General features: G+C 70.1%; 21 protein-coding genes. 3 read left to right on the top strand and 18 right to left on the bottom strand.

The annotated features are described in order from the left end of the window. Nucleotides 1-21 precede the first annotated feature (21 nt). Nucleotides 22-1242 (top strand): Cmx/CmrA family chloramphenicol efflux MFS transporter, encoded by a 1221-nt coding sequence (locus B2W79_RS12860; RefSeq protein ID WP_292790044.1) that lies wholly within the window; start codon nt 22-24, stop codon nt 1240-1242. A 114-nt stretch (nt 1243-1356) separates the two neighbouring features. Here B2W79_RS12860 and B2W79_RS12865 read toward each other — a convergent pair whose 3' ends face one another. From B2W79_RS12865 to rsmA, 7 genes are all read right to left on the bottom strand, one after another. After that, the gene (locus B2W79_RS12865) at nt 1357-2475 is read right to left on the bottom strand and encodes a sugar-binding protein (RefSeq protein WP_292790046.1); all 1119 of its coding nucleotides are present in this window, start codon (nt 2473-2475) and stop codon (nt 1357-1359) included. A 59-nt stretch (nt 2476-2534) separates the two neighbouring features. Beyond that, nucleotides 2535-3905: a multiple monosaccharide ABC transporter permease gene (mmsB, locus tag B2W79_RS12870; RefSeq protein WP_071329629.1), complete on the bottom strand. Its 1371-nt coding sequence runs from the start codon at nt 3903-3905 to the stop codon at nt 2535-2537. Next, nucleotides 3902-5515, bottom strand: a complete 1614-nt coding sequence (gene mmsA / locus B2W79_RS12875) for a multiple monosaccharide ABC transporter ATP-binding protein (RefSeq protein WP_414683549.1) — start codon at nt 5513-5515, stop codon at nt 3902-3904. The genes mmsB and mmsA overlap by 4 nt, the downstream gene beginning before the upstream one ends. A 60-nt stretch (nt 5516-5575) precedes the next feature. Beyond that, nucleotides 5576-6589, bottom strand: coding sequence for a LacI family DNA-binding transcriptional regulator (locus B2W79_RS12880; RefSeq protein WP_292790048.1), 1014 nt, complete (start codon nt 6587-6589; stop codon nt 5576-5578). 120 nt (nt 6590-6709) lie between these two features. Continuing rightward, on the bottom strand, nt 6710-7642 hold the full coding sequence (locus tag B2W79_RS12885; RefSeq protein WP_292790050.1) for a 4-(cytidine 5'-diphospho)-2-C-methyl-D-erythritol kinase: 933 nt from the start codon (nt 7640-7642) through the stop codon (nt 6710-6712). A 7-nt stretch (nt 7643-7649) separates the two neighbouring features. After that, on the bottom strand, nt 7650-8717 hold the full coding sequence (mgrA, locus tag B2W79_RS12890) for an L-glyceraldehyde 3-phosphate reductase (RefSeq protein ID WP_060922917.1): 1068 nt from the start codon (nt 8715-8717) through the stop codon (nt 7650-7652). A 9-nt stretch (nt 8718-8726) separates the two neighbouring features. Continuing rightward, nucleotides 8727-9596, bottom strand: coding sequence for a 16S rRNA (adenine(1518)-N(6)/adenine(1519)-N(6))-dimethyltransferase RsmA (gene rsmA, locus B2W79_RS12895; protein ID WP_071329626.1), 870 nt, complete (start codon nt 9594-9596; stop codon nt 8727-8729). 27 nt (nt 9597-9623) lie between these two features. Between rsmA and B2W79_RS12900 the strand changes: the two genes are divergently transcribed. Beyond that, complete coding sequence (locus B2W79_RS12900; protein WP_292790054.1) at nt 9624-10892, top strand: MFS transporter; 1269 nt, start codon at nt 9624-9626, stop codon at nt 10890-10892. On the opposite strand, the gene B2W79_RS12905 is transcribed toward B2W79_RS12900, so the two are convergent. The 10 genes from B2W79_RS12905 to rsmI all read right to left on the bottom strand — a co-directional run bounded on the left by B2W79_RS12905 (nt 10889) and on the right by rsmI (nt 22872). Next, nucleotides 10889-11767, bottom strand: a complete 879-nt coding sequence (locus B2W79_RS12905) for a TatD family hydrolase (protein WP_071329624.1) — start codon at nt 11765-11767, stop codon at nt 10889-10891. The genes B2W79_RS12900 and B2W79_RS12905 overlap by 4 nt on opposite strands. A 17-nt stretch (nt 11768-11784) precedes the next feature. Beyond that, a complete protein-coding gene (gene metG, locus B2W79_RS12910) occupies nt 11785-13362 on the bottom strand; it encodes a methionine--tRNA ligase (RefSeq protein WP_292790056.1) in 1578 nt (525 codons plus the stop codon). 49 nt (nt 13363-13411) lie between these two features. Further along, nucleotides 13412-14581 (bottom strand): glycoside hydrolase family 1 protein, encoded by a 1170-nt coding sequence (locus tag B2W79_RS12915; RefSeq protein WP_102209046.1) that lies wholly within the window; start codon nt 14579-14581, stop codon nt 13412-13414. Nucleotides 14582-14620: 39 nt separating this feature from the next. Next, nucleotides 14621-16321 carry an ABC transporter ATP-binding protein gene (locus tag B2W79_RS12920; RefSeq protein WP_071329621.1) on the bottom strand — a complete coding sequence of 567 codons (1701 nt, stop codon included), beginning with the start codon at nt 16319-16321 and terminating at the stop codon, nt 14621-14623. 5 nt (nt 16322-16326) lie between these two features. Continuing rightward, nucleotides 16327-17259 carry an ABC transporter permease gene (locus B2W79_RS12925; RefSeq protein WP_025105609.1) on the bottom strand — a complete coding sequence of 311 codons (933 nt, stop codon included), beginning with the start codon at nt 17257-17259 and terminating at the stop codon, nt 16327-16329. Further along, the gene (locus B2W79_RS12930) at nt 17256-18236 is read right to left on the bottom strand and encodes an ABC transporter permease (protein ID WP_071329619.1); all 981 of its coding nucleotides are present in this window, start codon (nt 18234-18236) and stop codon (nt 17256-17258) included. The genes B2W79_RS12925 and B2W79_RS12930 overlap by 4 nt, the downstream gene beginning before the upstream one ends. After that, the gene (locus B2W79_RS12935; RefSeq protein ID WP_071329618.1) at nt 18233-19897 is read right to left on the bottom strand and encodes an ABC transporter substrate-binding protein; all 1665 of its coding nucleotides are present in this window, start codon (nt 19895-19897) and stop codon (nt 18233-18235) included. Before B2W79_RS12935 ends, B2W79_RS12930 begins: the two co-directional genes overlap by 4 nt. 156 nt (nt 19898-20053) lie before the next feature. Continuing rightward, complete coding sequence (locus tag B2W79_RS12940; protein WP_083391804.1) at nt 20054-21148, bottom strand: LacI family DNA-binding transcriptional regulator; 1095 nt, start codon at nt 21146-21148, stop codon at nt 20054-20056. A 192-nt stretch (nt 21149-21340) separates the two neighbouring features. Further along, nucleotides 21341-21997 (bottom strand): class I SAM-dependent DNA methyltransferase, encoded by a 657-nt coding sequence (locus B2W79_RS12945; protein ID WP_292790065.1) that lies wholly within the window; start codon nt 21995-21997, stop codon nt 21341-21343. A 53-nt stretch (nt 21998-22050) separates the two neighbouring features. Continuing rightward, nucleotides 22051-22872 (bottom strand): 16S rRNA (cytidine(1402)-2'-O)-methyltransferase, encoded by an 822-nt coding sequence (rsmI, locus tag B2W79_RS12950; RefSeq protein WP_292790067.1) that lies wholly within the window; start codon nt 22870-22872, stop codon nt 22051-22053. A gap of 83 nt (nt 22873-22955) precedes the next feature. Here rsmI and B2W79_RS12955 point away from each other — a divergent pair, with 83 nt between their 5' ends. Continuing rightward, complete coding sequence (locus B2W79_RS12955; protein WP_292790069.1) at nt 22956-24509, top strand: dolichyl-phosphate-mannose--protein mannosyltransferase; 1554 nt, start codon at nt 22956-22958, stop codon at nt 24507-24509. Nucleotides 24510-24543: 34 nt separating this feature from the next. Here B2W79_RS12955 and B2W79_RS12960 read toward each other — a convergent pair whose 3' ends face one another. Beyond that, entirely contained in the window at nt 24544-25023 is a 480-nt protein-coding gene (locus B2W79_RS12960; RefSeq protein WP_025105602.1) for an Lrp/AsnC family transcriptional regulator, read from the bottom strand.

The following is a 25023-nucleotide window of genomic DNA, read 5'->3' on the forward strand; positions in this document are numbered from 1 at the left end:
CCTCTCACTTCGGAGCACTCGATGCCTCTCCCCCTCTATGCCCTTGCCCTGGCGGTCTTCGTCATGGGCACCTCCGAGTTCATGCTCGCGGGACTCCTCCCCGCGATCGCGGACGACCTCGACGTCGCGGTCGGCACGGCCGGGCTTCTCACCTCGGGCTTCGCCGTCGGCATGGTCGTGGGCGCCCCCGCCCTGGCCGCCTTCGCGCGCGGCTGGCCGCCACGTCGCACGCTCATCGCCTGCCTCGTGCTCTTCGCCGGATGCCACGTCGTCGGCGCGGCCACCTCCGCATTCGAGCTCCTGCTCGTCACGCGCGTGCTCAGCGCCCTCGCGAACGCCGGCTTCCTCGCCGTCGCACTCCGCACGGTCGCTCTCCTCGTCCCCGGCGAACGCACCGGCCGCGGTCTCGCGGTGCTGCTCTCCGGCACGACGATCGCCACCGTGGTCGGCGTCCTGGCCGGGGCGGTGCTCGGCGCCGCGCTCAGCTGGCGCGCCACCTTCGCCGCCGTCGCACTCCTCTGTCTCCCCGCACTGCTCGGAATCCTCCGAGGCGTGCCGACGACGATCCGGGGCGCGGCGCACGTCCGACCCCGGTCGGTGCCAGGGTCGGCACCAGGCACGGCGCCGGCTCCGACACCGCTCCCCGGGCCCGCGCCGTCTCTGCGTGCGGAGCTCGCGCTCCTGAGGACACCGCGTCTCGCCGTCGCGATGAGCCTGGCGGCCCTGGTGAACGCGGGGACCTTCGCGGTCTTCACGTTCCTCGCGCCGGTCATCACCGAAGTCGCGGGCCTCCCCGACGCTGCGGTCCCCCTCGCGCTGGTCCTGTTCGGCTGCGGGTCGTTCCTCGGCGTGACCATCGCGGGTCGGTTCGCCGACCACCACGCCGGGATGCTGCTCGCGGTCGCCGGGCCACTTCTCCTGGGCGGCTGGATCCTGTGGGCGGCGGTCTTGCCCCGTCCCGTCGCCCTTCTCGCCCTTGTCTTCGTGCAGGGCGTGCTGTCCTTCGCGGTCGGCAGCACACTGATCGCCCGCGTGCTGAACGCCGCGTCCGGCGCCCCGACCATGGGAGGGTCCTACGCGACCGCGGCCCTGAACATCGGCGCCGTGATCGGGCCGGCGGCGGGAGCGTGGATCCTCGCGAGCGGGGCGGGCCCGCTCTCCCCCGTCGCCCTCGCGGCCACGCTGACGGCGGCGGCGCTCCTCCTCGCCCTGGCGATGCGGCGATGGCGGCCCGTCGGCTGACGGCAAGACGGGGACGCGCGGCAACGGCGACGAGCCGCCGGGACCCGAAGGTCCGGACGGCTCGTCGTGTCGTTGTCCGTCGTTCGCGGGGAACGGGGACGGTCTCGCTCGTCCTTACTCGTAGGACTTCACGATCTCGAGGAGGCTCGGGACGTTGGCGTAGGCCTCGGCCGCGTTCTCCTTGGTCACGATGACCGGCGGGAGCAGGTAGGCCGGGACGACCTTCTTGCCGTTGTCGTACTGGTCGGTGTCGTTGACGTCGACCTCGTCGCCCTTCTGAAGCTGACCGACCATCTTGATGGCCTGCTCCACGAGCAGCGTGGTGTCCTTGTTGATCGTGGAGTACTGCACGCCCTCCATGATCGACTTCACCGACTCGACCTCGGAGTCCTGACCGGTGACCACCGGGACGGGCTTGCCGGCCTGCTGCGCCGAAGTGATGATGGCGCGGGCGAGAGTGTCGTTCGGGGACAGGACGCCGTCGAGGGTCTCCGAGCCGTAGCTCGACGTGAGGATCGAATCCATGCGGCGCTGGGCGTTCTCCGGCTTCCAGCCCTCGGTCGCCGTCTGGGAGATCTCGGTCTGCCCGGAGACGACGTTCAGCGTGCCGTCGTCGATCTTCGGCTGCAGCACCTCCATCGCCCCGTTGAAGAACACCGCCGAGTTGGCGTCGTCCGGCGATCCCGAGAACAGCTCGATGTTGTACGGCGCCTCGTGACCCGCGCGCTCCGCGAGGCCGTCGAGCAGCGCCTGGCCCTGGAGCTTGCCGACCTCGAAGTTGTCGAAGGCGACGTAGTAGTCCACGGCGTCGGTGTTCTCGATGAGACGGTCGTAGGCGATGACCGCGACACCGGCGTCGCGCGCGGCCTCCACCTGCGTGGTGAGCTGCTTGCCGTCCTTGGCGCCGATGATGATGACCTTGGCGCCGCCGGTGACCATCGCCTGGATCTGGTTCTGCTGCTCGGCGACCGTGTTGCTGGCGGGCGCGTACTGCACGTCCGCCTTGAAGCCGGCCTTCTCGAGGCCGTCGGTGAACAGCTGACCGGCCAGGACCCAGTTCTCCGAGGTCTTGTCCGGCAGAGCGACACCGATCGTGGAGCCGGCGTCGAAGCCCGAGGCGGTCTCCTCGCCCGACCCCGAACCCGAGTCACCGCCGCGCTCCGAGGAGCAGCCGGTGAGGGCGAATGCGCCCGCGACGACAAGCGCTGTCGCCGACAGAAGGATCTTCTTCATGTGATCTCTTTCTCTGGTGTGTGCAGGTCCCGTCGCGCCTGCGTTGCGCGACGCGGCCCTTACTTTCCGCGCGTCTCCTCGACGGCGGGGGCTTCGTACTTCTGACTGGTGGGGTAGTTCGTCTTCGTGGGATCGAACGTGTCGGTGGCCGGATCCTGCGTGCGGCCGAGACGGCGCGTGAGGAAGCCGATGATCGAGGGACGACCCTGCTGCTTGTTCCAGACGTCGACGCCGACGGCGAAGAGGAGCACGAGGCCCTTGATCATCGAGACGACGTCGGCACCGGCGCCGAGCAGCGCGAGTCCGTTGTTCAGGAACGCCATCACGAGACCACCGATGATCGACCCGATCACGGTGCCGATGCCGCCGGAGACGGCCGCGCCGCCGATGAAGACGGAGGCGATCGCGTCGAGCTCCCACCCGTTGCCGTCCTGCGGACCCGAGGCGGTCGCCCTGGCGACGTAGATCATGCCGGCGAGCGAGGCCAGGACCGACATGTTCATCATCACGAAGAAGTCGACCCAGCGGTCCTTCACGCCCGAGAGGCGCGCGGCCTGGCGGTTGCCGCCGACCGCGTAGATGTGACGGCCGAAGACGGTGTTGTTCGTGATGAACGAGTAGAGGATGACGAGAGCGAGGAGGATGACGCCCGAGATCGGGAAGCTCGTGCCCTCGCGCCCCGTGGCGAACAGCCAGCCGGCGACGAGGATGACGGCCGAGATGAGGACCACCTTCGTCACGCTCACCCACAGCGGCGCCATGTCGGAGCCCATCTTGCGCTGGATGCGCCGGGTGCGGATCTCCCAGAACACGATCCACGCGACGCCGGCGAGCGCCAGCAGCATGGTCGGGATGTTGAACGGCAGCGGCAGGGCGATCTCCGGCAGGTAGCCGGCGCCGATGATCTTGAAGCCCTCCGGCACGGGCACCGACTGCGAGTCGCCCACCGCCTGGTTCGCACCGCGGAAGAACAGCATGCCGGCCAACGTCACGATGAACGCCGGCACCCCGACGTAGGCGACCCAGAAGCCCTGCCAGGCGCCGACGAGCACGCCGACACCGAGACCGAGGAGGATGCCCAGCGGCCAGGGGAGGTTCCAGTCCTGCATGGCCTTCGCCACGACGATGCCCGTGAACGCGGCGACGGATCCGACCGAGAGGTCGATGTGCCCCATGATGATGACCATCACCATGCCGATGGCCAGGATCAGGATGTACGAGTACTGGTTGACGACGTTGATCAGGTTGCCGGAGGACAGCGTGAGGCCGGTGCCCTTGAAGATCCACGTCAGCACCTGGAAGACGACGAGGATGACGACGAGGCTGCCGAGGATGCCGAACTGACGGAGGGTCGACTGCCCTCCCCCGAACATCTTCGTGATGTCCTTGAAGTGGAAGCCGCGCTTCGCGGTGGTCGAGTCGGTGGTCATGCGGATGCTTTCTGGGTCGCGGAGGTCATGCTGCGCATGAGGTCTTCGGGGGTCGCCTGGTCGGCCGGGATGCAGTCGGTGACCCGGCCTTCGAACACGGTGTAGATGCGGTCGGAGATGCCGAGCAGCTCAGGCAGCTCGCTGGAGATCACGATCACGCCCTTGCCCTGGGCGGCGAGCTCGTTGATGATCGCGTAGATCTCGTACTTGGCGCCGACGTCGATACCGCGCGTGGGCTCGTCGAGGATCAGCAGGTCGGGGTCCGTGAACATCCACTTCGCCAGCACGACCTTCTGCTGATTGCCGCCGGAGAGCTTGCCCACGCCCTCCTCGACCGATGGAGTCTTGATGCGCAGCGCCTTGCGATAGCGCTCCGCCACCGAGAACTCCTCGCGGGCGTCGACGACGCCGTTGTGCGCGATCTTGGAGAGCTTCGCCGCGACGATGGACCGCTTGATGGTGTCGAGCAGGTTGAGCCCGAGCACCTTGCGGTCCTCGCTCACGTAGGCGAGGCCGTGCTTGATCGCGGCGGCGACGTCGGGGAGCTCGATCTCCTGGCCGTCCTTCACGAGCGTGCCGGAGAGGAACGTGCCGTAGGAGCGGCCGAAGATGCTCATCGCGAGCTCAGTGCGGCCGGCCCCCATGAGCCCGGCGATACCCACCACCTCGCCGCGGCGGACGTTGATGCTCGACCCCTTCACGACCATGCGCTCCGGGACGGTCGGGTGCTGCACCCACCAGTCCTTGACCTCGAAGAACACCTCGCCGATCTCCGGCGTGCGGTCCGGGTAGCGGCTCTCCAGCGACCGGCCGACCATGCCGCGGATGATGCGGTCCTCGTTGATCTCGCCGCGGGAGATGTCCAGCGTCTCCACCGTGCGGCCGTCGCGGATGATCGTGATCTCGTCGGCGATCTGCTCGATCTCGTTGAGCTTGTGGCTGATCATGATCGACGCGATGCCCTTGGCCTTGAGCCCGAGGATGAGGTCGAGGAGGTGCTGCGAGTCGTTCTCGTTGAGCGCGGCGGTGGGCTCGTCGAGGATGAGCAGCTTGACGTCCTTGTTCAGCGCCTTGGCGATCTCGATGAGCTGCTGCTTGCCGACGCCGAGGGTCTTGATCGGCACGTCCGGATCCTCGTCGAGGCCGACGCGGGCGAGGAGCTCGATCGTGCGCGCCTTCTGCGCCTGCCAGTCGATGCGGCCGAAGCGGCGGATCTCGTTGCCGAGGAAGATGTTCTCGGTGACGGACAGCTCCGGGATGAGCGCGAGCTCCTGGTGGATGATGACGATGCCCGCCTGCTCGCTGGCCGCGATGTCCTTGAAGCGCTGCTCCTGGCCGTACAGGAGGATCTCGCCGTCGTACGTGCCGTACGGGTACACCCCCGAGAGGACCTTCATCAGCGTCGACTTCCCGGCGCCGTTCTCGCCGCAGATCGCGTGGATCTCGCCGGCGCGGACGGTGATCGAGACGTCGGCGAGCGCCTTGACTCCCGGGAACTCCTTGGTGATGCGGCGCATCTCCAGGATCGGGCCTGACACGGTCGGCAACGTTGCTGTGGTGCTCACGGATCTTCCTCGCGACGTGCGGTCACCTTCGATGTGACCGTTCACATCGGTATATCGTCGTCTTCCACGGGAGCGGTGTCAAGTCCGCGGCGTGTTTTCGTGTCGCTACCGTGATGCAGCGGATTCGCGCGCCCGAAGGAGGGTCTGCAGCGGGCCGAATGCGGGGGTCTCCTCGCCGCGGATCTCGGCGAGGAGGATGCGCACGGCGCGTCGTCCGAGCTCGGGGAAGTCCTGGTGCACCGTGCTCAGCGTCGGCGCCACGTGCGCCGCGACCGGGATGTCGTCGAACCCGATCACGCTCACGTCGTGCGGCACGCGCACTCCGGCATCGCGGAAGCCGTGCAGCAGCCCGATCGCCATGAGATCGTTCGCCGCGAACACCGCCGTGAAGTCGCGCCGCAGCGAGAGCTCCTTGCCGGCGAAGTAGCCGAAGTCGGCCGTCCAGTCCCCGCGGATCGGCGGGAACGTCGGCAGGTCGGCGTCGCGGAGCGCATCCAGATACCCGCGCATCCGGGACTCCGCCTCGATCCAGTCCTGCGGCCCGGCGAGGTGGAGGATGTCGCTGTGGCCCAGCGCGATCAGGTGCTCGGTCGCCGCCTTCGCCCCTGCCACCTGGTCGGCGGAGAGGCTGACGCCGTCTGAGCCGGAGGCGGTCTGCAGGGTCACGAAGGGCATCGTGACGTTCATGCCGCGCAGGACATGGAAGACCCGCACCTGCGGGGCGAGCACGACGATGCCGTCCACCTGCTCGCGCTCAAGCTGGCGCACGGCGTTGCCGATCGCCTCCGGCGTGGTCGCGGGGAGGTTGAGCGTGGAGACGGAGTACCCCTCCTCGCGCGCCGCGTCCTCGATGCCGGCGATCGACGACGTCGGCCCGAACTCGCCGATCGTCGCGGAGAGGATGCCGAGCATGTTCGACTTGCTCGTCACGAGCGCACGCGCCGCCAGATTGGGGCGGTAGTCGAGTACGGCGATCGCGTCGAGCACCCTCGCCTTGGTCTCCGGGCGGATGCTGGGGTGATCGTTGAGCACCCGGGAGACGGTCTGATGCGAGACACCGGCGAGGCGGGCGACGTCGCGGATGCTCGGCATGCGGGCACGCTCGGAGGAGGTGGACATCCAGCCTCCTCGCGTGTGCACGGTCACATGACTACTTCATTATGTCTGCGATGACCCGCTGGATGCACCTCGACCGCGCGCACGCTCCTCGCCGCTCGGATGCGAGGGGAGCGGGCAGGTTCAGCCGATGATGCGGGCTCCGGGGACGGCACCGTGCACGTGCAGCGGATCGAGGCCACCCTCGCGGAGGGCCGTCTGCACCGCCTGCGCGGACTCGGGATCCGCGCAGAGGAGGGCCACGGTCGGCCCGGAACCGGACACGAGGCCGTGCAGCGCGCCGGCCGCGATCCCGCGTTCGATGGTCTGCGCGAGATCCGGTCGCAGATCGAGCGCGGCCGCCTGAAGGTCGTTGTGGAGCGCATGGGCGAGCTGCCAGGCGTCTCCGGTCCGCAGCGCCTGCAGCAGCGGGATCGGCACGTCCAGAGAGAGCGGCGGATCGTCGGCGAGAGCCCCCTCCTCCTCGCGCAGCTCGTCGAGCCGGGTGTACACGGCGGGGGTGGACAGTCCGTCGTCACTGGTCACGAGCAGCCAGTCGAAGCGCCCGCGGGCGAGAGCCGGGTTCAGCTGATCGCCGCGACCGGTGCCGACGGCAGTGCCGCCATGCAGCGCGAAGGGGACATCGGCACCGAGCCGAGCGGCGAGATCGTGCAAGCGCGCCGCGGAGAGTCCCGTGCCCCAGAGGGCGTCGCAGGCGACCAGGGCGGCCGCGGCATCCGCGGAACCGCCGCCCATCCCACCGGCGACGGGAACGCTCTTGCGGATCTGCAGCGCCACCCCGCCGGGGTGATCCGTCGCCGTCGCCAGCAGCTTGGCGGCCCGCATCGCGAGATTCCGGTCGTCGAGCGGCACCGAGCCGTCGTCCTCCACCCCGGTCACCGCGATCGAGAAGTCGTCGGCGTCCCTGGCGATGACGTCCTCGTACAGCGACACCGCCTGGAAGACCGTCGCGAGGGCGTGGTAGCCGTCGTCATGGCGCCCGCCGACACCGAGGTAGACGTTGATCTTCCCCGGCGCGCGCACGTGCACGGACCCGGAGGACGCGGCGAGGCTCATGAGCGGATCACAGGTCCGACGAGGTCGCCCACAGGTTGACGTCGATGGCGCCCGCGAGCTCGTCGATGCGGCGGAGCTCCTCGTCGGTGAACGCGGGACCGTCGAGCGCGGCGAGGTTCTCGTCGAGCTGCTCCGTACGCGACGCGCCGATGAGCGCCGAGGCGACGACCGGGGTGCGCAGCGTCCACTGCAGCGCGAGCTGCGCGAGCGACTGCCCGCGACCCTGCGCGACCTCGTTCAGCGCACGGAGCGTCTCGACGGCCTCGTCGGTCAGCTTGCCCTTCGGCAGCGAACCCCGCTGCTGCGCGCGCTCGGCCGTGCCGTCGCCGAGGTACTTGTCGGTGAGGAGGCCCTGGGCGAGCGGGGTGAAGGCGATGGCGCCGAGGCCCGACTCCTCCAGGGTCTGCGTGAGGCCGTCCTCGATCCAGCGGTTCAGGATCGAGTAGGCCGGCTGGTGGATGACGAGCGGCGTCCCCAGCTCCTTCGCCACGGCCACGGCCTCGGCCGTGCGCTCCGCGCTGTAGGAGGAGATGCCGACGTACAGCGCCTTGCCCTGGCGGACCAGGGTGTCCAGCGCCCCGACGGTCTCGGCGATCGGGGTGACCGGGTCGACGCGGTGCGAGTAGAAGATGTCGACGTAGTCCAGCCCCATGCGGGTGAGCGACTGCTCGGCGCTCGCGAGGATGTACTTCCGGCTCGCGTAGTCGCCGTACGGTCCGGGCCACATGTCCCAGCCGGCCTTCGACGAGATGATCAGCTCGTCGCGGTAGGGACGCAGGTCCTCGGCGAAGATGCGGCCGAAGTTCTTCTCGGCCGAGCCGTACGGCGGGCCGTAGTTGTTCGCCAGGTCGAAGTGCGTGATCCCGTTGTCGAACGCGTGACGCAGGAGCGCCCGCTGGTTGTCGAGCGGGATGTTGTCGCCGAAGTTCCACCAGAGCCCGAGCGAGATCGGGGGCAGGTACAGGCCGGAGGCGCCGACCTGACGGTAGGCGAACCGTCCGTAGCGGCCCTCGTCGGCAGCGTACGGGCGGTGCAGTTCGGGGACGTCGGGGCGGAAGCGGGGGGAGTCGGTCACCGTGCCAGATTAGCCGCTGACGCCCGAACCCTCGATCGCCGTTGCGTGCTGGGCGATCCGCTGGTAGTCGTCGACCGTGAGGTCCTCCCCGCGGGCGGTCGGAGCGACGCCGGCGGCGGTCAGCACCTCGGTCGCCGCGGCGGAGCTGCCGAAGAGGCCGGAGAGGGCCTGTCGCAGCATCTTGCGTCGCTGGTTGAAGGCCGCGTCGACGATGGCGAATGTGCGCCGGCGCTCCTCGATCGGGCCGCGCTCGCCCTCGGAGCGGTCGAAGCCGACGAGGAGGCTGTCCACGTTCGGCACCGGCCAGAAGACCTGGCGGGAGACGTTGCCGGTGAGCTTCCAGTCGCCGTACCAGGCGGCCTTGACGCTGGGCGAGCCGTAGATCTTCGAGCCCGGCTTCGCGGCGAGGCGCTCGGCCACCTCCGCCTGCACCATCACGACGCCCCGCTGCAGGTAGGGGAAGGTCTCCAGGAAGTGCAGCAGGACGGGCACGGACACGTTGTACGGCAGGTTCGCGACGAGGACGGTCGGCTCCCCCGGCAGCTCCGTGACGCGGAGCGCATCGGCGTCGACCACCGTCAGCATCCCCTCCGGCACGCCGTGCTCGGCCGCGGTCTGCGGCAGGCGGGCGGCCAGGCGGTGGTCGATCTCCACGGCGGTGACCGCGGCTCCCGCCTCGAGGATCGCGAGGGTCAGCGACCCGAGTCCCGGTCCGACCTCGACCACCCGCTCCCCCGCCTGCACGCGGGCGGCCTGGACGATCTTGCGGACGGTGTTCGCGTCGACGACGAAGTTCTGTCCGAGCTTCTTGGTGGGGGTGACATCGAGCTCGGCGGCCAGACGGCGGATCTCGGTGGCCCCGAGCAAGGTGACGGTCATGCACCCATTCTCCCGTATCCTTCGGGGGTGCCCTCCCTCGGTGAACTGATCGCTCCGCGGCGCCTGGGCAGGGATTTCCGCTGGCTGCTCGCGTCGTCGTGGACGAGCAACATCGGAGACGGTGTGGCGCTGGCCGCCGCTCCCCTGCTCATCGCGTCGATGACGTCGTCGCCGATCCTCGTGGCCTCCGGCGCCATCCTGCAGTTCCTGCCATGGCTGCTCTTCGGCCTGCACGCGGGGGCCATCGCCGACCGCTTCGATCGACGCCGCCTAGTGATGACCGCCAACGCCGTGCGCGCCGTCGTGCTCGCCGCGCTCTGCGTGTTCCTCGTGACGGGAACCGCGAACATCGGGATCGTCCTCGCCGTCGCGTTCCTCTACGGCACCGCCGAGGTCTTCGTCGACACCGCGGGGAGCACATTGCTGCCGATGCTCGTGAAGCCGGCCGACCTCGGCATCGGGAACGCGCGCCTGCAGGCCGGCTACCTCGTCGCCAACCAGTTCGCCGGGCCGCCGCTGGGCGCGTTCCTCTTCGCGGCCGGGAGCGCATGGCCGTTCCTCGTCGAGGTGCTGTGCGTGACGCTCGCGATCGTCCTCATCTCCCGCATGGCCCGCACGCCCGTCCCGCCGCGGGAGACCGAGACCCACCCGCCGGTGCACACCGACATCGCGGAGGGTCTGCGCTGGCTGTGGCGCAATCCGCCGGTGCGCATGCTCGTGCTCATCATCCTCGTCTTCAACGTGACCTGGGCCGCGCCGTGGGGCGTGCTCGTGCTCTACGCCACCGAGCACCTGCAGATGGGGCCCGTGGGCTACGGCGCGCTCACCACGGCGTCCGCGGCGGGCGGCATCCTCGCGACGCTGAGCTTCGGCTGGCTGGAACGGCACGTGTCGTTCGCGACCCTGATGCGTGTCGTCCTCTCCCTCGAGGTGCTCATGCACCTCGCGTTCGCGCTGACCACCACGGGCACGGTGGCCCTCGTCATCATGTTCTTCTTCGGGGCGTACGCCTTCGTGTGGGGCACGATCTCCACGACCGTCCGGCAGCGGCTCGTCCCCGCTTCCCTGCAGGGGCGCGTCGCCTCGGTCAACATGGTCGGCGTCTTCGGCGGCATGATCGTCGGCCAGGCCCTCGGCGGCGTCATCGCGCAGACCTGGGGCCTGACCGCGCCCTGGTGGTTCGCGTTCGGCGGGGCGGCGATCACCCTCGTGCTGGTGTGGAAGCCCATCTCGCACATCGTCAGTGCCAAGCCGGTCGCCGAGACGGGACCGGGGGACGTCGACCCGGAGGGTTAGTCGGCGAACGAGCCGTAGACCCGGACGGTGTTCTCGGCGAGCTGCGCGGCGAGCTCGTCCACGTCCAGGTCGAGCTCGGCGGCCAGGAAGCGCACCGTGAGCGGCACGAGGTACGGCGCGTTCGGGCGGCCCCGCAGCGGGACCGGCGTGAGGAACGGCGCGTCCGTCTCGACGAGGAGGCGGTCCAGCGGGGTGACCTTCAGCGCGTCGCGCAGGTTCTGCGCGTTCTTGAACGTCACGTTCCCGGCGAACGACAGGTAGTACCCGGCGTCGGCGCACACCCGGGCCATCGCCTCGTCGCCGGAGAAGCAGTGGAACACGGTGCGCTCGGGGGCCCCGACCCGCGTCAGCGTCTCCAGCACGGCCTCGTGCGCATCCCGGTCGTGGATCTGCATCGCGATGCCGTGCTTCTTGGCGAGCGCGATGTGCGCCTCGAACGAGGCGAACTGCGGCGCACGGCGCTCCGGTCCGGTGCGGAAGAAGTCGAGCCCGGTCTCGCCGATCGCGCGCGTGCGCGGATGCGCGGCGAGCTCGTCGATCACGGCGAGCGCCTCGTCGAGGCGCCCCTCCTCGGCGTACGTCGGGGCGTCGTTCGGGTGGATGGCGACCGCGGCGAGGACCCGGGGGTCGGACGCGGCGGCCTCGACCGCCCAGCGGGACGACTCGATGTCTCCGGACGCCTGGACGACGCCGATGACGCCGACGGCCTCCGCCCGGTCGAGCTGGGTCTTGAGCGTCAAGGGCTGGTCACCATCGGCGATCTCGAGGTGCGCGTGGTTGTCGTAGACGGGCACCGCGAGGGGTTCCGGGGCCGCCGGATAGGTCCGGTCCTTGCGCCCGTCGCCCGAGCGCTCGCGCACGTAGGTCTCCGCCATGGTGTCCTGCCCGGATGTCAGGCCGTGGACTCCACGCGCGGGAACAGCGGCGCGAGGCCGTTGACGCTCGTGCCCGGCTTCAGCACACCCCAGGCACCCGCCTCGCGGATCGGCTGGTCCTGCAGCCGCCCCAGGGTCTCCGCGGCACCGAGCGCGATCCACAGCTTCTCGGTCGACTGCGGCATCACCGGCGACAGCAGCACGGCGAGCGCGCGCAGCCCCTCGGCGCACGTGTAGAGCACGGTACCCAGACGCTCGCGCTGGTCCTCGTCGCGGGCGAGCGCCCACGGCTCGTTCTCGGTGATGTACCCGTTGAGCGCGTCGACGATGGTCCAGATCGCGGAGATCGCCTCGTCGATGCGGAACTGGCCGATCGCCGCGTCCGCCTTCGTCGCGGCGTCCGAGACGATCCGCTGGATCGCGAGGTCGGCCTCGGTGTACTCGGCCGCCGGCGGCACGATGCCCTCGAAGTACTTCTCGATCATGGCGGTCGTGCGCGAGGCGAGGTTGCCGAAGCCGTTCGCGAGCTCGGCCTGGTACCGCGCGGAGAGGTCCTCCCAGGAGAACGAGCCGTCCTGACCGAACGCGATCGCGGACAGGAAGTAGAAGCGGTAGGCGTCGGAGCCGAAGACGTCGGTGATCTCGGTCGGCGCGATGCCGGTGAGCTTCGACTTCGACATCTTCTCGCCGCCCACGAGCAGCCAGCCGTGCGCGAAGACGCCCTTCGGGACGTCGAGCCCCGCCGCCATCAGCAGCGCCGGCCAGATCACGGCGTGGAAGCGCAGGATGTCCTTGCCGACGACGTGGTACGCGGGCCAGCGGCGCGCGAAGGTCTCCTCGTCGGAGCCGTAGCCGACGGCCGTGGCGTAGTTGAGCAGCGCGTCGACCCACACGTAGATGACGTGCGACTCGTCCCACGGCAGCGGGATGCCCCAGTCGAAGGTCGAGCGGGAGATCGAGAGGTCCTTGAGGCCCTGGCTCACGAACGAGACGACCTCGTTGCGCGCCGAGTCGGGCCGCACGAAGTCGGGCTCGGTCTTGTAGAGCTCGAGCAGGCGGTCCTGGAACTCGCTGAGCTTGAAGAAGTAGTTCTTCTCCTGCAGCAGCTCCAGCGGCTTGGAGTGGATGGCGCAGACCTTCAGCCCCTCAAAGGGACCCGTGCCGTCGACGATCTCGGACTCCGGCTTGAACTCCTCGCAGCCCACACAGTAGAGCGCCTCGTACTCGCCCGCGTAGATGTAGCCGCGGTCGTAGAGCCGCTGGAAGAACGTCTGCACGTTGGTCTCGTGCCGCTCCTGCGTGGTGCGGATGAAGTCGTCGTTCGCGACGTCGAGGGTCTTCAGCAGCGGGAACCAGCTCTCGCTGACGAGCTTGTCGACCCACTCCTGCGGGGTGACGCCGTTGGCGGCCGCGGCCCGCAGCATCTTCTGACCGTGCTCGTCGGTGCCCGTCAGCATCCAGGTGTCGTCGCCCGCCTGGCGGTGCCACCGTGCGAGCGTGTCGACGGCCACCGTCGTGTACCCGTGACCGATGTGCGGCACATCGGAGGGGTAGTAGATGGGCGTGGTGATGTAGAAGGAGTCGCCAGCGGGCATGGGGACAATTCTAGGTGCCCCCATGCCCGTGGTTACGCCGTGCGGCTCGTCAGAGCCCATTGCGGCGGGCGACCTCGCCGAGCCAGGCCAGCGAGGGCTTCGGGAACCGCTCGAAGGTCTCGTGGTCGAAGCCGATGAGACCGAACGTCGGCCGGAATCCACTCGCCCATTCGTAGTTGTCCAGCGCACTCCAGTGCTGGTAGGCGCGGACCTCGATGCCGTCGCTGATGGCGCGGTGCAGCCCCTCCAGTGCGCCCTGCGTGTAGGCGATGCGGCGGGTGTCGTCGGCCGTGGCGATGCCGTTCTCCGTGACGAGCACGGGGACGCCGCCGCTGCGCTCCCACGCGCTCCGGACGCCCAGCTCGAGTGCCTCGGGGAAGAACTCCCAGCCCGTGAGCGTCGTCTCCACGTCCGGCGACACCGGCAGTGGCCCCTCCGGACCGATGAACGTGCGGGTGTAGGCCTGCACGCCCACGAAGTCATCTCCGGCGGACTGCTCCAGGTACCAGTGGTCGCGCGGGTCGCCGTACGTCGCGAGCATCTCGTCGGCGCCGGGCTCGCCGGTGGAGTGGAAGGCCTGGGTGGCGATCGTCCAGCCCGCCTGCACTCCGGGCACCGTGTGCAGGATCTCGGACGCCCGCCGGTGGGCCGTCAGCAGGGTGTCCGCGACACCGAGGTCCGGATTCGGCAGGCCGTAGGCGACGAGGTTCGCCGCGTCCTCTCCCCCGGCGAGCATCGCCGCGATGTTCGGCTCGTTGATCGTGCACACGTAGCGCACGCCGTCGAGGATCGGCAGCACGGTCTCCACGTAGCGGGAGAACAGGTCCACCGCGTCGTCGGCACGCCAGAAGCCGTCCTTCTGGAACCACTGCGGCACCGTGAAGTGCATGAGGGTGACCGTCGGGTCCAGCCCGTTCTCCCTGGCGGTGTCGATCATCCGGCGGTAGTGGTCGAGCATCGCCCGCGATACGAACCCGCGCTCCGGCTCGATCCGCGCCCACTCGACCGAGAACCGGTAGGAGTTCAGCCCGGCCTCGGCGAGCAGCCGCATGTCCTCCGGGTAGCGGTGGAAATGGTCGGCGGCGTCACCGGAGGGCTCGACCATGGGCGAGTCGGGGGCGTGTTCCATCGCCCACCAGTTGCTCGTGGTGTTGTTGCCCTCCACCTGATGGGCGGCGGTCGCGGCGCCCCAGAGGAAGCCGTCGGGGAATGCGAGCACGGATGCGCTCCTCTCTCTTTCTTGCAGTCGTTCGGCGCGTCAGCGGGCGCGGGCGGGGTTCGGCACGGCGTCGAGCAGTTCGACCGTGTACGGGTCCTCCGGATGCTGCAGCACCTGGGAGGTCTCGCCCCGCTCGACGACGCGGCCGCTGTTGAGCACGAGGATGTTCTCGGTGACGAGCCGCGCGCTCAGCAGATCGTGGGTGATGTAGAGCATGCTGATGCCCCACCGTTCGCGGAGGTCCTCCAGCAGCGCAAGCACGCCGGCGCGGAGCGACACGTCGAGCATCGACACCGGCTCGTCCGCGATGAGCACCTGCGGGTCGCTCGCGAGCGCCCTGGCGATCACCACGCGCTGCCGCTGCCCGCCGGAGAGCTGGTGCGGCAGCTTGGCGGCGAACTGCTCGACGGGCGTCAGGCCCACCGTCTCCAGCAGTTCGAGCACCCGGGCCCTGGCCTCCGCTCCGCGCAGCCTCGTGTAGTTCACGACCGGACGGGTCAGCGCGTACTCGACGGTGTGCAGCGGGTTCAGGGCCGCGTACGGATCCTGGAACACCATCTGCACGTCCTTGCGGAGGTCGCGGAGTCCTCGGCGCTTCAAGGACGCCACATCGGTGTCGCCGAAGCGGATGCGGCCGGAGGTCGGCTTCTCGACGCCGGTGAGCATCTTCGCGATCGTCGACTTGCCCGAGCCGGAGGCACCGACCAGCGCCAGCGCCTCCCCCGGCTCCAGGCGGAAGGACACGTCGTCGACCGCGACGACCGAGTCCTGACCGCGGCGCGGTGCCGGATAGCGCTTGGTCACGCCCTCCACCACGATCGCGGCGTCGGCCCGCCGGGCGTCCCGCGGCGACACGGTCGGCAGGGTCTCGGTGACGTCCGTACGGCTGCGTCCCTCCCGGCGACGGGTGCCGAGATCGACGAACCCGGGGATCTCGATCTTCTCGGCGCGCGGGTCGGCGTAGTGGCTCAGCAGCATCCGGGTGTACTCGTCCTGCGGGCGGTGCAGGATGTCCTGGCTGCGGGCGTCCTCCACGATGCGGCCCTCGTGCATGACCATCACCCGGTCGGTCGCCTCGAGGACGATCCCGAGGTCGTGGCTGATGAGGATCGCCGTGAAGCGCTCGGACCGCTGCAGCTCCTGGATCGTGTCCATGACCGCGTGCTGGACGAGCACGTCGAGCGCGGTGGTCGGCTCGTCGAACACCATCAGCTGGGGCTCGAGCGAGAGGGCGAGGGCGATCGAGGCGCGCTGCCGCATGCCGCCGGAGAGCTCCCCGGGGTACCGGTCGAGCACCTCCGGCTTCAGCCCCACCTTGCCGACGAGCTCCCGCGCCCTGGCCTGGCGCTGCTCGGCGGGCACATGACCGTGCGCGGCGAAGATGTCGCGGAAGTGGTTGCCCACGGTCCGCACAGGGTTCAGCGCGTTCATGCCGGACTGCAGCACCATCGCGAAGCCGCCCTGGCGCTGACGCCGCAGCTCCTCGGCATCGAGCTCGCGGATGTCGCGGCCGTCGAAGAGGATGCGTCCGCCGCTGATGCGCGCCGGCGGCTTCTGCAGCCGCGTCAGCGCGAAGCCCAGCGTGGACTTGCCCGACCCGGACTCGCCGACGAGCCCGACGAACTCGCCGCGCCGCAGCGCGAACGACACGTCGCGCACCGCCGGCACCGGTTCCTGCCCCGGGGAGGCGTACTCCACGGACAGCGACTGGACGTCGAGGAGGATGTCGTCGTGCTCCATGGCGCTCATCGGCCCTTCCCTTCGCGCAGGCGCGGATTGGAGATGCCGTCCACGCCGAAGTTGATGAGTGTGAGGCTGAGGGCGAGCAGCGCGATGCACAGACCGGGCGCGAACAGCAGCAGCCACTGTCCGGTGAGCAGGGAGTTGGAGTTCTGCGCCCAGTAGAGCATCGTGCCCCAGCTGACGATGCTGGAGTCGCCGAGGCCGAGGAACTCCAGCCCCGCCTCGGCGAGGATCGCCGCCGTCGCCGCCCCGAAGAGGGTGCCGGCGATGATCGACGTCATGTTCGGCAGTATCTCGCGGAAGACGATCCGCGCCCTGCTGTCGCCGGAGAACTGCGCCGAGGTGACGAAGTCGTTGCCGCGGAGGGACTGGGTCTGGCTGCGCAGCACGCGCGCACCCCACGCCCAGCCGGTCACGACGATCACGGCGATGATCATGAGGATGCCGCCGTTCTGCAGGTAGGCCGCGATCACGATCATCAGCGGCAGGCCGGGGATCACGAGGAACAGGTTGACGATGAACCCGACGACCTCGCCCGCGAACCCGCGCATGTAGCCCCAGCTCAGACCGATCAGCACGGCCACGATCGTGGAGAGCAGCCCGGCCGCGAAACCAACGAGGAGGCTGACCTGGGCGCCGTAGATGAGCTGGCTGAGCACGTCCTCCCCGGCCGCGGTCGTGCCGAGCCAGTGCTCCCACGAGGCGTCGGCGTTGCGCGGAAACCCGTTCTCCTTCGGCCCGTACGGAGCCAGGAGCGGGGCGAACACGGCGACGAGCACGAAGAACGCGAGGAGGCAGAGGCCGATGCGGGCCTTGCCGTTGGACCACAGGGTGCCGACCATCCGGCCGAAGGCGCGCCAGGGGCTGGGCGCCGCGATGCGGGCGGTGGGGACCTTGACGGTCACGGTGCTGGGGGTGGGGTTCGGGGTCGTCATCGGCGAGTCCTCGGGTCGAGAACCCCGTAGAGGATGTCCACGAGGAAGTTGGCGATGAGCACGCTCACGGTGATCATCAGGAAGAGCGCCTGCATGAGCGGGTAGTCCTGCCCGATCACGGCGTTGAAGAGCAGGTAGCCGATGCCCGGGTATCCGAACACCTGCTCGACGAGGATCGAGCCGCCCACCACGCCGCCGAGCGTGAGCCCGAAGCCGGTCAGGTTCGGCAGGATCGCGTTGCGGGCCGCGTAACGGAGGGCGATCGTGCGACCGCGGAGGCCGTTCGCCTCGCCGAAGGTGATGTAGTCCTCGCCGAGCGTGTTGATCATCGCGTTGCGCATGCCGATGATCCAGCCGCCGAGGGAGGTGAGCAGGATCGTCAGCGCCGGAAGGAACGCGTGCCGGACGAGGTCGACGATGAAGTCCCCGGTGAACCCCGGGGTGGTCGTCGCCGAGTAGGCGCCGGTGGTCGGGAACCAGTGCAGCACGTAGCCCAGGAAGAACAGCAGCAGCAGCGCCGTCCAGAAGTACGGGAACGTGCTGAGGAACGACCCGGTCAGGGTGGGCAGCGAATCCAGCCAGGTGCCGCGCCGCCAGGCGGCCATCACGCCGATGAGCGTGCCGATCACGAAGGCGAGGATCGTGACGATGCCGACGAGGCCGAGCGTGTAGGGCAACGCGGTGGAGACCATGCTCGACACGGTCTGCGGGTAGAACGTGTACGAGACGCCGAAGTCGAGCCGGACGACCTGGCCGAGGTAGGCCACGTACTGGTCCCACATCGAACCGGTCGGCACTCCGAGCTGCGCCTCGATCGCGGCGCGCGTGGCGTCCGAGACCGGACCGTTCTGGGAGAGCTTCGCGATCGCCGCGTCGGCGGGAGAGCCGGGCATGAGTCGCGGGAGGAAGAAGTTCAGGGTGATCGCGGCCCACAGGGTGAGCACGAACAGGCCGATCTTCTGGAGGACGTACTTCACTGGTCCCCTCCGTCCGTGCGCTTCAGGTGGGTGAAGATGCCCAGCGGCGCCGAGTCGTAATTCTGCGGGATCATGTACGGATCGTCCGCGGAGGGCCAGCCGGTGAACTTCGCGTCGTTGAACAGGCCCCAGATCCCGCCGTAGTAGAGGCCGATCACGGGGACCTCCTCGTACACGATGCTCTGCAGCTCGTGCACGATCTCGGTCTGGCGGTCGGGGTCGATCGTGGCGCGGTACTCCTCCAGCAGGGCGTCGGCCTCCGGGGAGCGGTAGCGCTCGAAGTTGTTGGTCGTGACCTCGCCGGCCGGCACGTAGAAGTCGCTGGAGAGCAGGCTGTTGTAGGCCTGGTACACGTCGCCGTTGCCCATGCCGCCGATCGCCATCTCGAAGTCGCCGGTGCCGATCGCGCTCTGATACCCGGCGGGCTGCGGGAGCTTGAGCGACACCGTGACGCCGACGTCCGCGAGCTGGCGCTGCACGGTCTGGGCGGCGCGCGTCCAGTCGGAGTAGCCGTTGGCGGTGGTCAGCGAGAAGGCGAGCTGCTCCCCGTCCTCGCCGACGAGCCGGTCACCCTGGAGGGTGTACCCGGACTCGGCGAACGCCGCCAGCGCGGCGTCGCGGTCCTGGGCGAGCATGCCCTGGTCCGGGATCTCCGGGTCGAGGTACTTCTCCTGGTTGGGCAGGATGAGGCCGGTCTGCCCGGCGGGCTGCATATAGCCCTCCGAGGCGGTCTCCGCGATCTCCTCCCGGTCGAGCGCGAGCGCGATGCCGCGACGGACGTTCACGTCGTCGAAGGGAGCGACCTCGAGGTTGGGCACGAGCGAGATGACGCCGCCCGGCGGGAACCACCAGGTGTTGTCGGGACTCGCCGCCCCCCAGGTGCCCTCGACGTCGGAGATGAAGGAGTAGGCCCAGTCGTAGCCGCGGGTCACGGTGTCGAGCTGGGTGTTCGTGGCCGGGAGGATGATGTGCTCGATCTCGATCTTGTCCGCCTGCCAGTAGTCCGGGTTGCGGTCCATCGAGTACTGCTGGTCGTTGTAGTTGCCGAGCACGAACGGCCCGGTGCCCACCGGCTCCTCGTTGCGCCAGGTGGCCGGGTCCTCCACGTCGGCCCACAGGTGCTCGGGCACGATCATGGTCTGCCCGAGGATCGAGAGCGACGGCGCGTCCTCGCCCTGGAGGTGGAACACCACGTCGTCGCCGTCGACCTCGATGCGGTCGATGTGCTGCCACGCGCCCTTGATGTCGAGCGAGGGCTCGTCCTTGATGAGCTGGAACGTGAAGGCCACATCCTCCGGGGTGAGGGGCTCGCCGTCGCTCCACTCCACGCCGTCGCGGACCGTCATCACGATGGTGCGGGCATCCGGCTGGGTCCACTCGGACGCGAGCCACGGGGTGAGCTCGCCGTCGAGCGGGTTCACCAGGATGAGCGGCTCGTAGATCCACCGCGAGGCGGTCCGGGTGTTCGTGAGGTAGGGGTTGAAGTTCTGCGTGAAGAACGGGTTGCCCTTGTCGGCGTTGATGAGCATCGTGTCGTCGCCGATCGAGGGGTCGGGCTGCGAGCTGATCTGGATGCTGCAGCCGCTGAGCGCGACCGCTGCGGCCGCGAGCCCCACGACGGCGGCGCGGCGCCAGCGTCGGAAGGTGTGCGTCTCTGCCACTGGATGACCTCATGTCGTCTCTGTCATGAAGGGCGCCCCGGGGGGTGGGGAGTCCTGCCGGCCGAAGCCGTACACCAGATTGTAAGCGCATACATTTTGAATCGGCAACCCCGTGGTGAGCCCGGGGGTCCTCCGGGGCGGCGCGGCCGCGGCGACTCAGGAGGGGCGCGTGGAGCTCTCGCGGAGGAGGATCTGGAGCGGCAGCCGCGTGGTGAGCGGCGGGGCGTCCGGCTGCTCCAGCCGTCGCGCGAGCACCTGCACGGCCGCGCGTCCGAGCTCGATCATCGGCTGCCGGATCGTGGTCAGCGGGGGCGACACCAGCGTCGCCGCCTCGATGCCGTCGAACCCCGTGACGAGGACGTCGTCGGGCACCCGCACGCCCGCGCCCCGGAACACGTCCATGGCGCCGAGGGCCATCTGGTCGTTGGCGGCGATGAGAGCGGCGGGCACGCCGTCGTGCGCGAACTCCGCCCCCGCCCGACGCCCGGAGGCGCGGGTGAAGTCACCCCGGAGCATGCGCACCGCCGCCGGATCGCGCCCCGCCGCGGCGAGCGCGGTCGACACGCCCTCCCACCGCTGCTCGGCGTCGGGCGAGTCGGCCGGGCCCGCGAGGAACGCGATCTCCCCCTCCCCGACCTGGGACAGCACGTGGCGGGTCAGCTCCCCCATCGCCTCGACGTTGCTCACCGTGACGTGATCGTAGGCATCGCCCCGCGGCGGTCCGGACAGCACGACCACCGGGATGCGGCGGGCCAGCCGGGCGAGCACGTCGTCCGGCACGCTGCGGGCGAGCACCATGAGCCCGTCCACGCGGCCGGCCATGTCGCGGACGGTGGAGCGGTCGGGATCGTCGCGGCCGACGCCCACCATGAGCACGAACCCCTGCTTCCATGCCTCCAGCTCGGCGCCGCGGAGGACTTCATCGAGGAACAGCATCGACGAGTGCGGCGGGTCCTGGTCCTCCGACACGACGGTGAACGGCGGGCGGGCGGCGGCGGACAGCACGTCGAGGGGCGGAGCGTCCTCGGCGGCGTCGAATCCCGGGAAGTACAGCCCCAGCACCCCGGTCCGGCGCTCCGCGAGACCTCGCGCGCTCCCGCTGGGGACGTATCCCAGCGCGGAGACCGCGTCGAGCACCCGCTCGCGGGTCACCGGACGAACGGCCTCCGGCGAGCGCAGCACCCGCGACACGGTCGCGATCGACACTCCGGCGCGGTCGGCGACGTCATACACCGTCGCGGCCTTGCTCACACGGACTCCTCTCGTCGCGGTCCTGGTCCTGGTCCTGGTCCTGTCAGCGTAGGACAGTCTCCCCCTCCCCCTCCCCTCCCCTCCCCTCCGCCCCTCCCGCGCGCCGGCGCAGATTCGCGTCGGTGTCGCAGGAATAGAGTCAGTCTCTGCGAGACGGTGCGGATCTGCGAGGGTGTGCCTGGACAGGGCAGGTCAGGGGCGGAGGGCGCGGAGGGCTCCGTGGGGGCGAGAGCTGATCTCGCCGGGTTCGCGCTCGCGGGTCTCGGACCACTGCAGTTCGAGACCGGCCGCGGCGAGCAGCGGGGACAGGGCCTCGGCCGTCCAGAAGAACGCGGGGGCGACGGCATGCGGGAAGACCGCCCGAGGTTCGCCGACGAAGAAGCCGAGGAGCAGGCTCCCACCGGGGGCGAGCACCCGGGCGAACTCGGCGAACACGTCCGGCAGCTCGGTCGGAGGCGTGTGGATCACGGAGTACCACGCGAGGACCCCGCCGACCGTGCCCGATGCCTGCGGCAGCGTCCGGAACGACCCGTGATGGAACGAGAGGTGCGGATACCGCGCCCGCGCCCCGTGGATGAACGCCGCGGAGAGGTCGATCCCCTCGACGTCCCGCCCGGTTCCGAACTCTGCGCCCTCATCCCCGTGCAGGAAGGCCGTCCAGTGACCGGGGCCGCATCCCGCATCGAGCAGTCGCCCCGGGGTCTCATCGCGCCAGCGCCGGATGAGCTCGCGGTCGCGCGGATCCATCAGCCCCAGGTCTCCCGCGACCTCCCGGTACTCCGCGGCCCTCGCATCGTAGGCGCGCGCGACCGAGTCCTGTCCCGCGGCAGGTCGCAGATCCGGGCTCATGTCGCAGCCGTCCCGCGCCTCCCTGCGACCCCGGGGCGAATCTGCGACGGGAGTCACCGTGACCGCGCCGCGAGGGCCGCCTGATACAGCTCCCGGGAGGACAAGCCCGTCAGGGCCGCGACCTCGGAGGCCGCCTCCTTCAGGCGGGTGCCGTCCGCGACCAGGGCCTGCACCTGGGCGAGGGCGTCCTCCGGAGAGGCCTCCCGCCGCGGCGCCCCCTCGACGACCACCACGATCTCGCCCTTCACCCCGTCAGCGGCCCAGGCGGCGAGCTCGGACGCGGTGCCACGACGCACCTCCTCGTACAGCTTGGTCAGCTCCCGGCACACGGCGATCCGGCGGTCCGCACCGAAAGCGGCCCCCATGTCGGTGAGAGTCGTCGCCAGGCGCGAGGGCGACTCGAAGAACACCATCGTGCGGGGCTCGGTGGCGAGGGCGGAGAGGGTCGCCCGGCGCTCCCCCGGCTTCCTCGGCAGGAACCCCTCGAAAGTGAAGCGGTCCGTCGGCAGCCCCGAGATCGCCAGGGCCATGAGCACTGCGCTGGGCCCCGGGATCGCGGTCACCGTGACCCCCTGCGCCACCGCCTCGGCGACGAGGCCGTACCCCGGGTCGCTCACGGTCGGCATGCCCGCATCGCTCAGCACCACGAGGTCGGTCTCCGCGGCGAGCGCGGCCAGTTCCGCGGCCTTCTGCTTCTCGTTGTGGTCGTGGAGCGCGATCAAGCGGGGCCGGTTGTCGATCGCGAGGGCCTGCAGGAGGCGCTGCGTCGTGCGGGTGTCCTCCGCGACGACGATCTCCGCGTTCTCCAGCACCTCCACGAGGCGCCGCGACGCATCGCCCAGGTTTCCGATCGGGGTCGCGGCGAGGATGATCACCCGCCCAGCTTAGGCGTGGACCCGCAGCGACCCGGGGGCCGGCATACCGGGAGCACAGGGCGGAGTGTGTGTAGGCTGGACCGGTGACCGCGCCCGAGCCCCTCCTGCCTCTCCCCGAGGAGCGCCTCACGCGCTACGAGCGGCTCCGCGACCGCGTGCTGCACGCGCCGGACTGGGGCCGGGCGATCGGCTGGCTGGCCCCGCTGCTGGTCACCGCTCTCGCGGCGGTGCTGCGCCTGGCGAACGTCGGGCACCCACACCAGCTCGCCTTCGACGAGACCTACTACGTCAAGGACGCCTGGTCGCTGTGGAGCCTCGGGTACGAGGGGGTGTGGGGCGAGAACGCGAACGACGCCTTCGTCACCCTGCAGGAGCTCCCGCTGACGAACAAGGGCGCCTTCATCGTGCACCCGCCGCTCGGGAAGTGGCTCATCGCGCTCGGCATGGCCATCGGCGGCCCGGACAACAGCGCCGGCTGGCGTCTGGCGACCGCCGTCCTCGGCGCGGGATCGGTGCTGCTGGTCTTCCTCATCGCCCGGCGCCTGACCGGCTCGGTCGTGGCGGCGACGGTGGCCGGGACGCTCCTCGCGATCGACGGCCTCAGCATCGTGATGAGCCGGATCGCGCTGCTCGACGGCATCCTCACCTTCTTCGTGCTGCTGGGCGTGCTGTTCGTTCTCATCGACCGCCAGCGCACGATCCCGCTGCTCGAACGCCGGGACCCCGACGACGAGCACCCGCTGTGGGGACCGATCCTCTGGCGCCGTCCCTGGCTCGTCGCCGCGGGGCTCGCACTCGGCGCCGCCTCGGCGGTGAAGTGGTCGGGGCTGTACGTGCTCGCGGGCTTCGGACTCTACGTCGTCATCACCGACGCCCTCGCCCGGCGCCGCGGCGGGGTCGTGGTGTGGCCGGCGTCCGCGGTCTTCCGGCAGGGGCCGGTGTCGTTCGTCCTCCTCGTCTTCCCCGCTCTCGCGGTGTACCTCGCGAGCTGGACCGGGTGGCTAGTGACGGCGAACGGCTACGACCGCGGCAGCGACCCGAACCCGCTTATCGCCCTGTGGAACTACCACGAGGCCATGCTCGGGTTCCACGTGGGCCTCACCCGCGGGCACCCGTACGCGAGCCCGGCGTGGGAGTGGCCCTTCCTGCTCCGCCCGACCGCGGTGTGGGTCGACAGCGACCCCACCGGCTGCGGCGTCGACCACTGCATCGGCGTGATCTCGGCGATCCCCAACCCGCTCATCTGGTACGGCGGCGTCGCGGCCAGCGTGTACCTGCTCTACCGCCTCATCCGCGGCTGGATCACGCGGCAGCCGGTCGGCCCGGCGCTCAGCCTCCCGCTCGTGGGGCTCGCGGTGACCTACCTGCCCTGGCTCATGTTCCCCGACCGGACGATCTTCCAGTTCTACACGGTCGTGATGATGCCGTTCCTCGTGCTCGCGCTCACCGCCACGCTGCGGATCATCGCCGGGCGCCGGGGGGATCCGCTCCCGCGCCGGCAGTCGGGAGAGCGCACCGTCCTGATCTACCTCGGCGTCGTCGTCCTGGTGTCGGCGTTCTTCCTGCCGCTGTGGACGGGGACGAGCGTTCCCTACGACTTCTGGCGCCTGCACAACTGGCTGCCCGGCTGGGTCTGACCGGCGGGCTGGCCGGCCACAGCGCGGCCCCGGGTCAGGAGACCTCGTCGGCCACGTGCTCCACGAGCGGGAGGACGCGACCGGAGAGATGCGTGCGCATCGCGATGGAGGACGCGGTCCGCGCGACCCCCGGCACAAGGGCCACCCGGTCCAGCACCTCCTGCAGCCGCGTCGCATCGCGGGCGACGAGCCGGAGCTGCATGTCGCTCGCGCCGGTCACGGTGTGCATGTCGACGATCTCCGGCACCGCGTCCGCGAGGGCGGTGGCGACGTCGTCGTGTCCGACCTTCTGATCGATCTCGACGAGGCAGAACGCCACGACGCCGTACCCGAAGCCGGCGGGGTCGATGCGCGGCACGATCGCCTCGATCACCCCGCCCTCGTGCAAGCGCGCGAGACGGCTGGTGGCCGTCCCCCGCGCGATGCCCAGCCGGCGTGCGCACTCGAGCAGGGGCAGCTGCGGCGACTCCGTCAGCAGCCGGATCAGCGCGGCGTCGAGGCGATCGATCCGCAC

Origin of the sequence: Microbacterium sp. UBA7513 (assembly GCF_002478345.1) — a bacterium.
Taxonomy (GTDB): Bacteria; Actinomycetota; Actinomycetes; order Actinomycetales; family Microbacteriaceae; genus Microbacterium.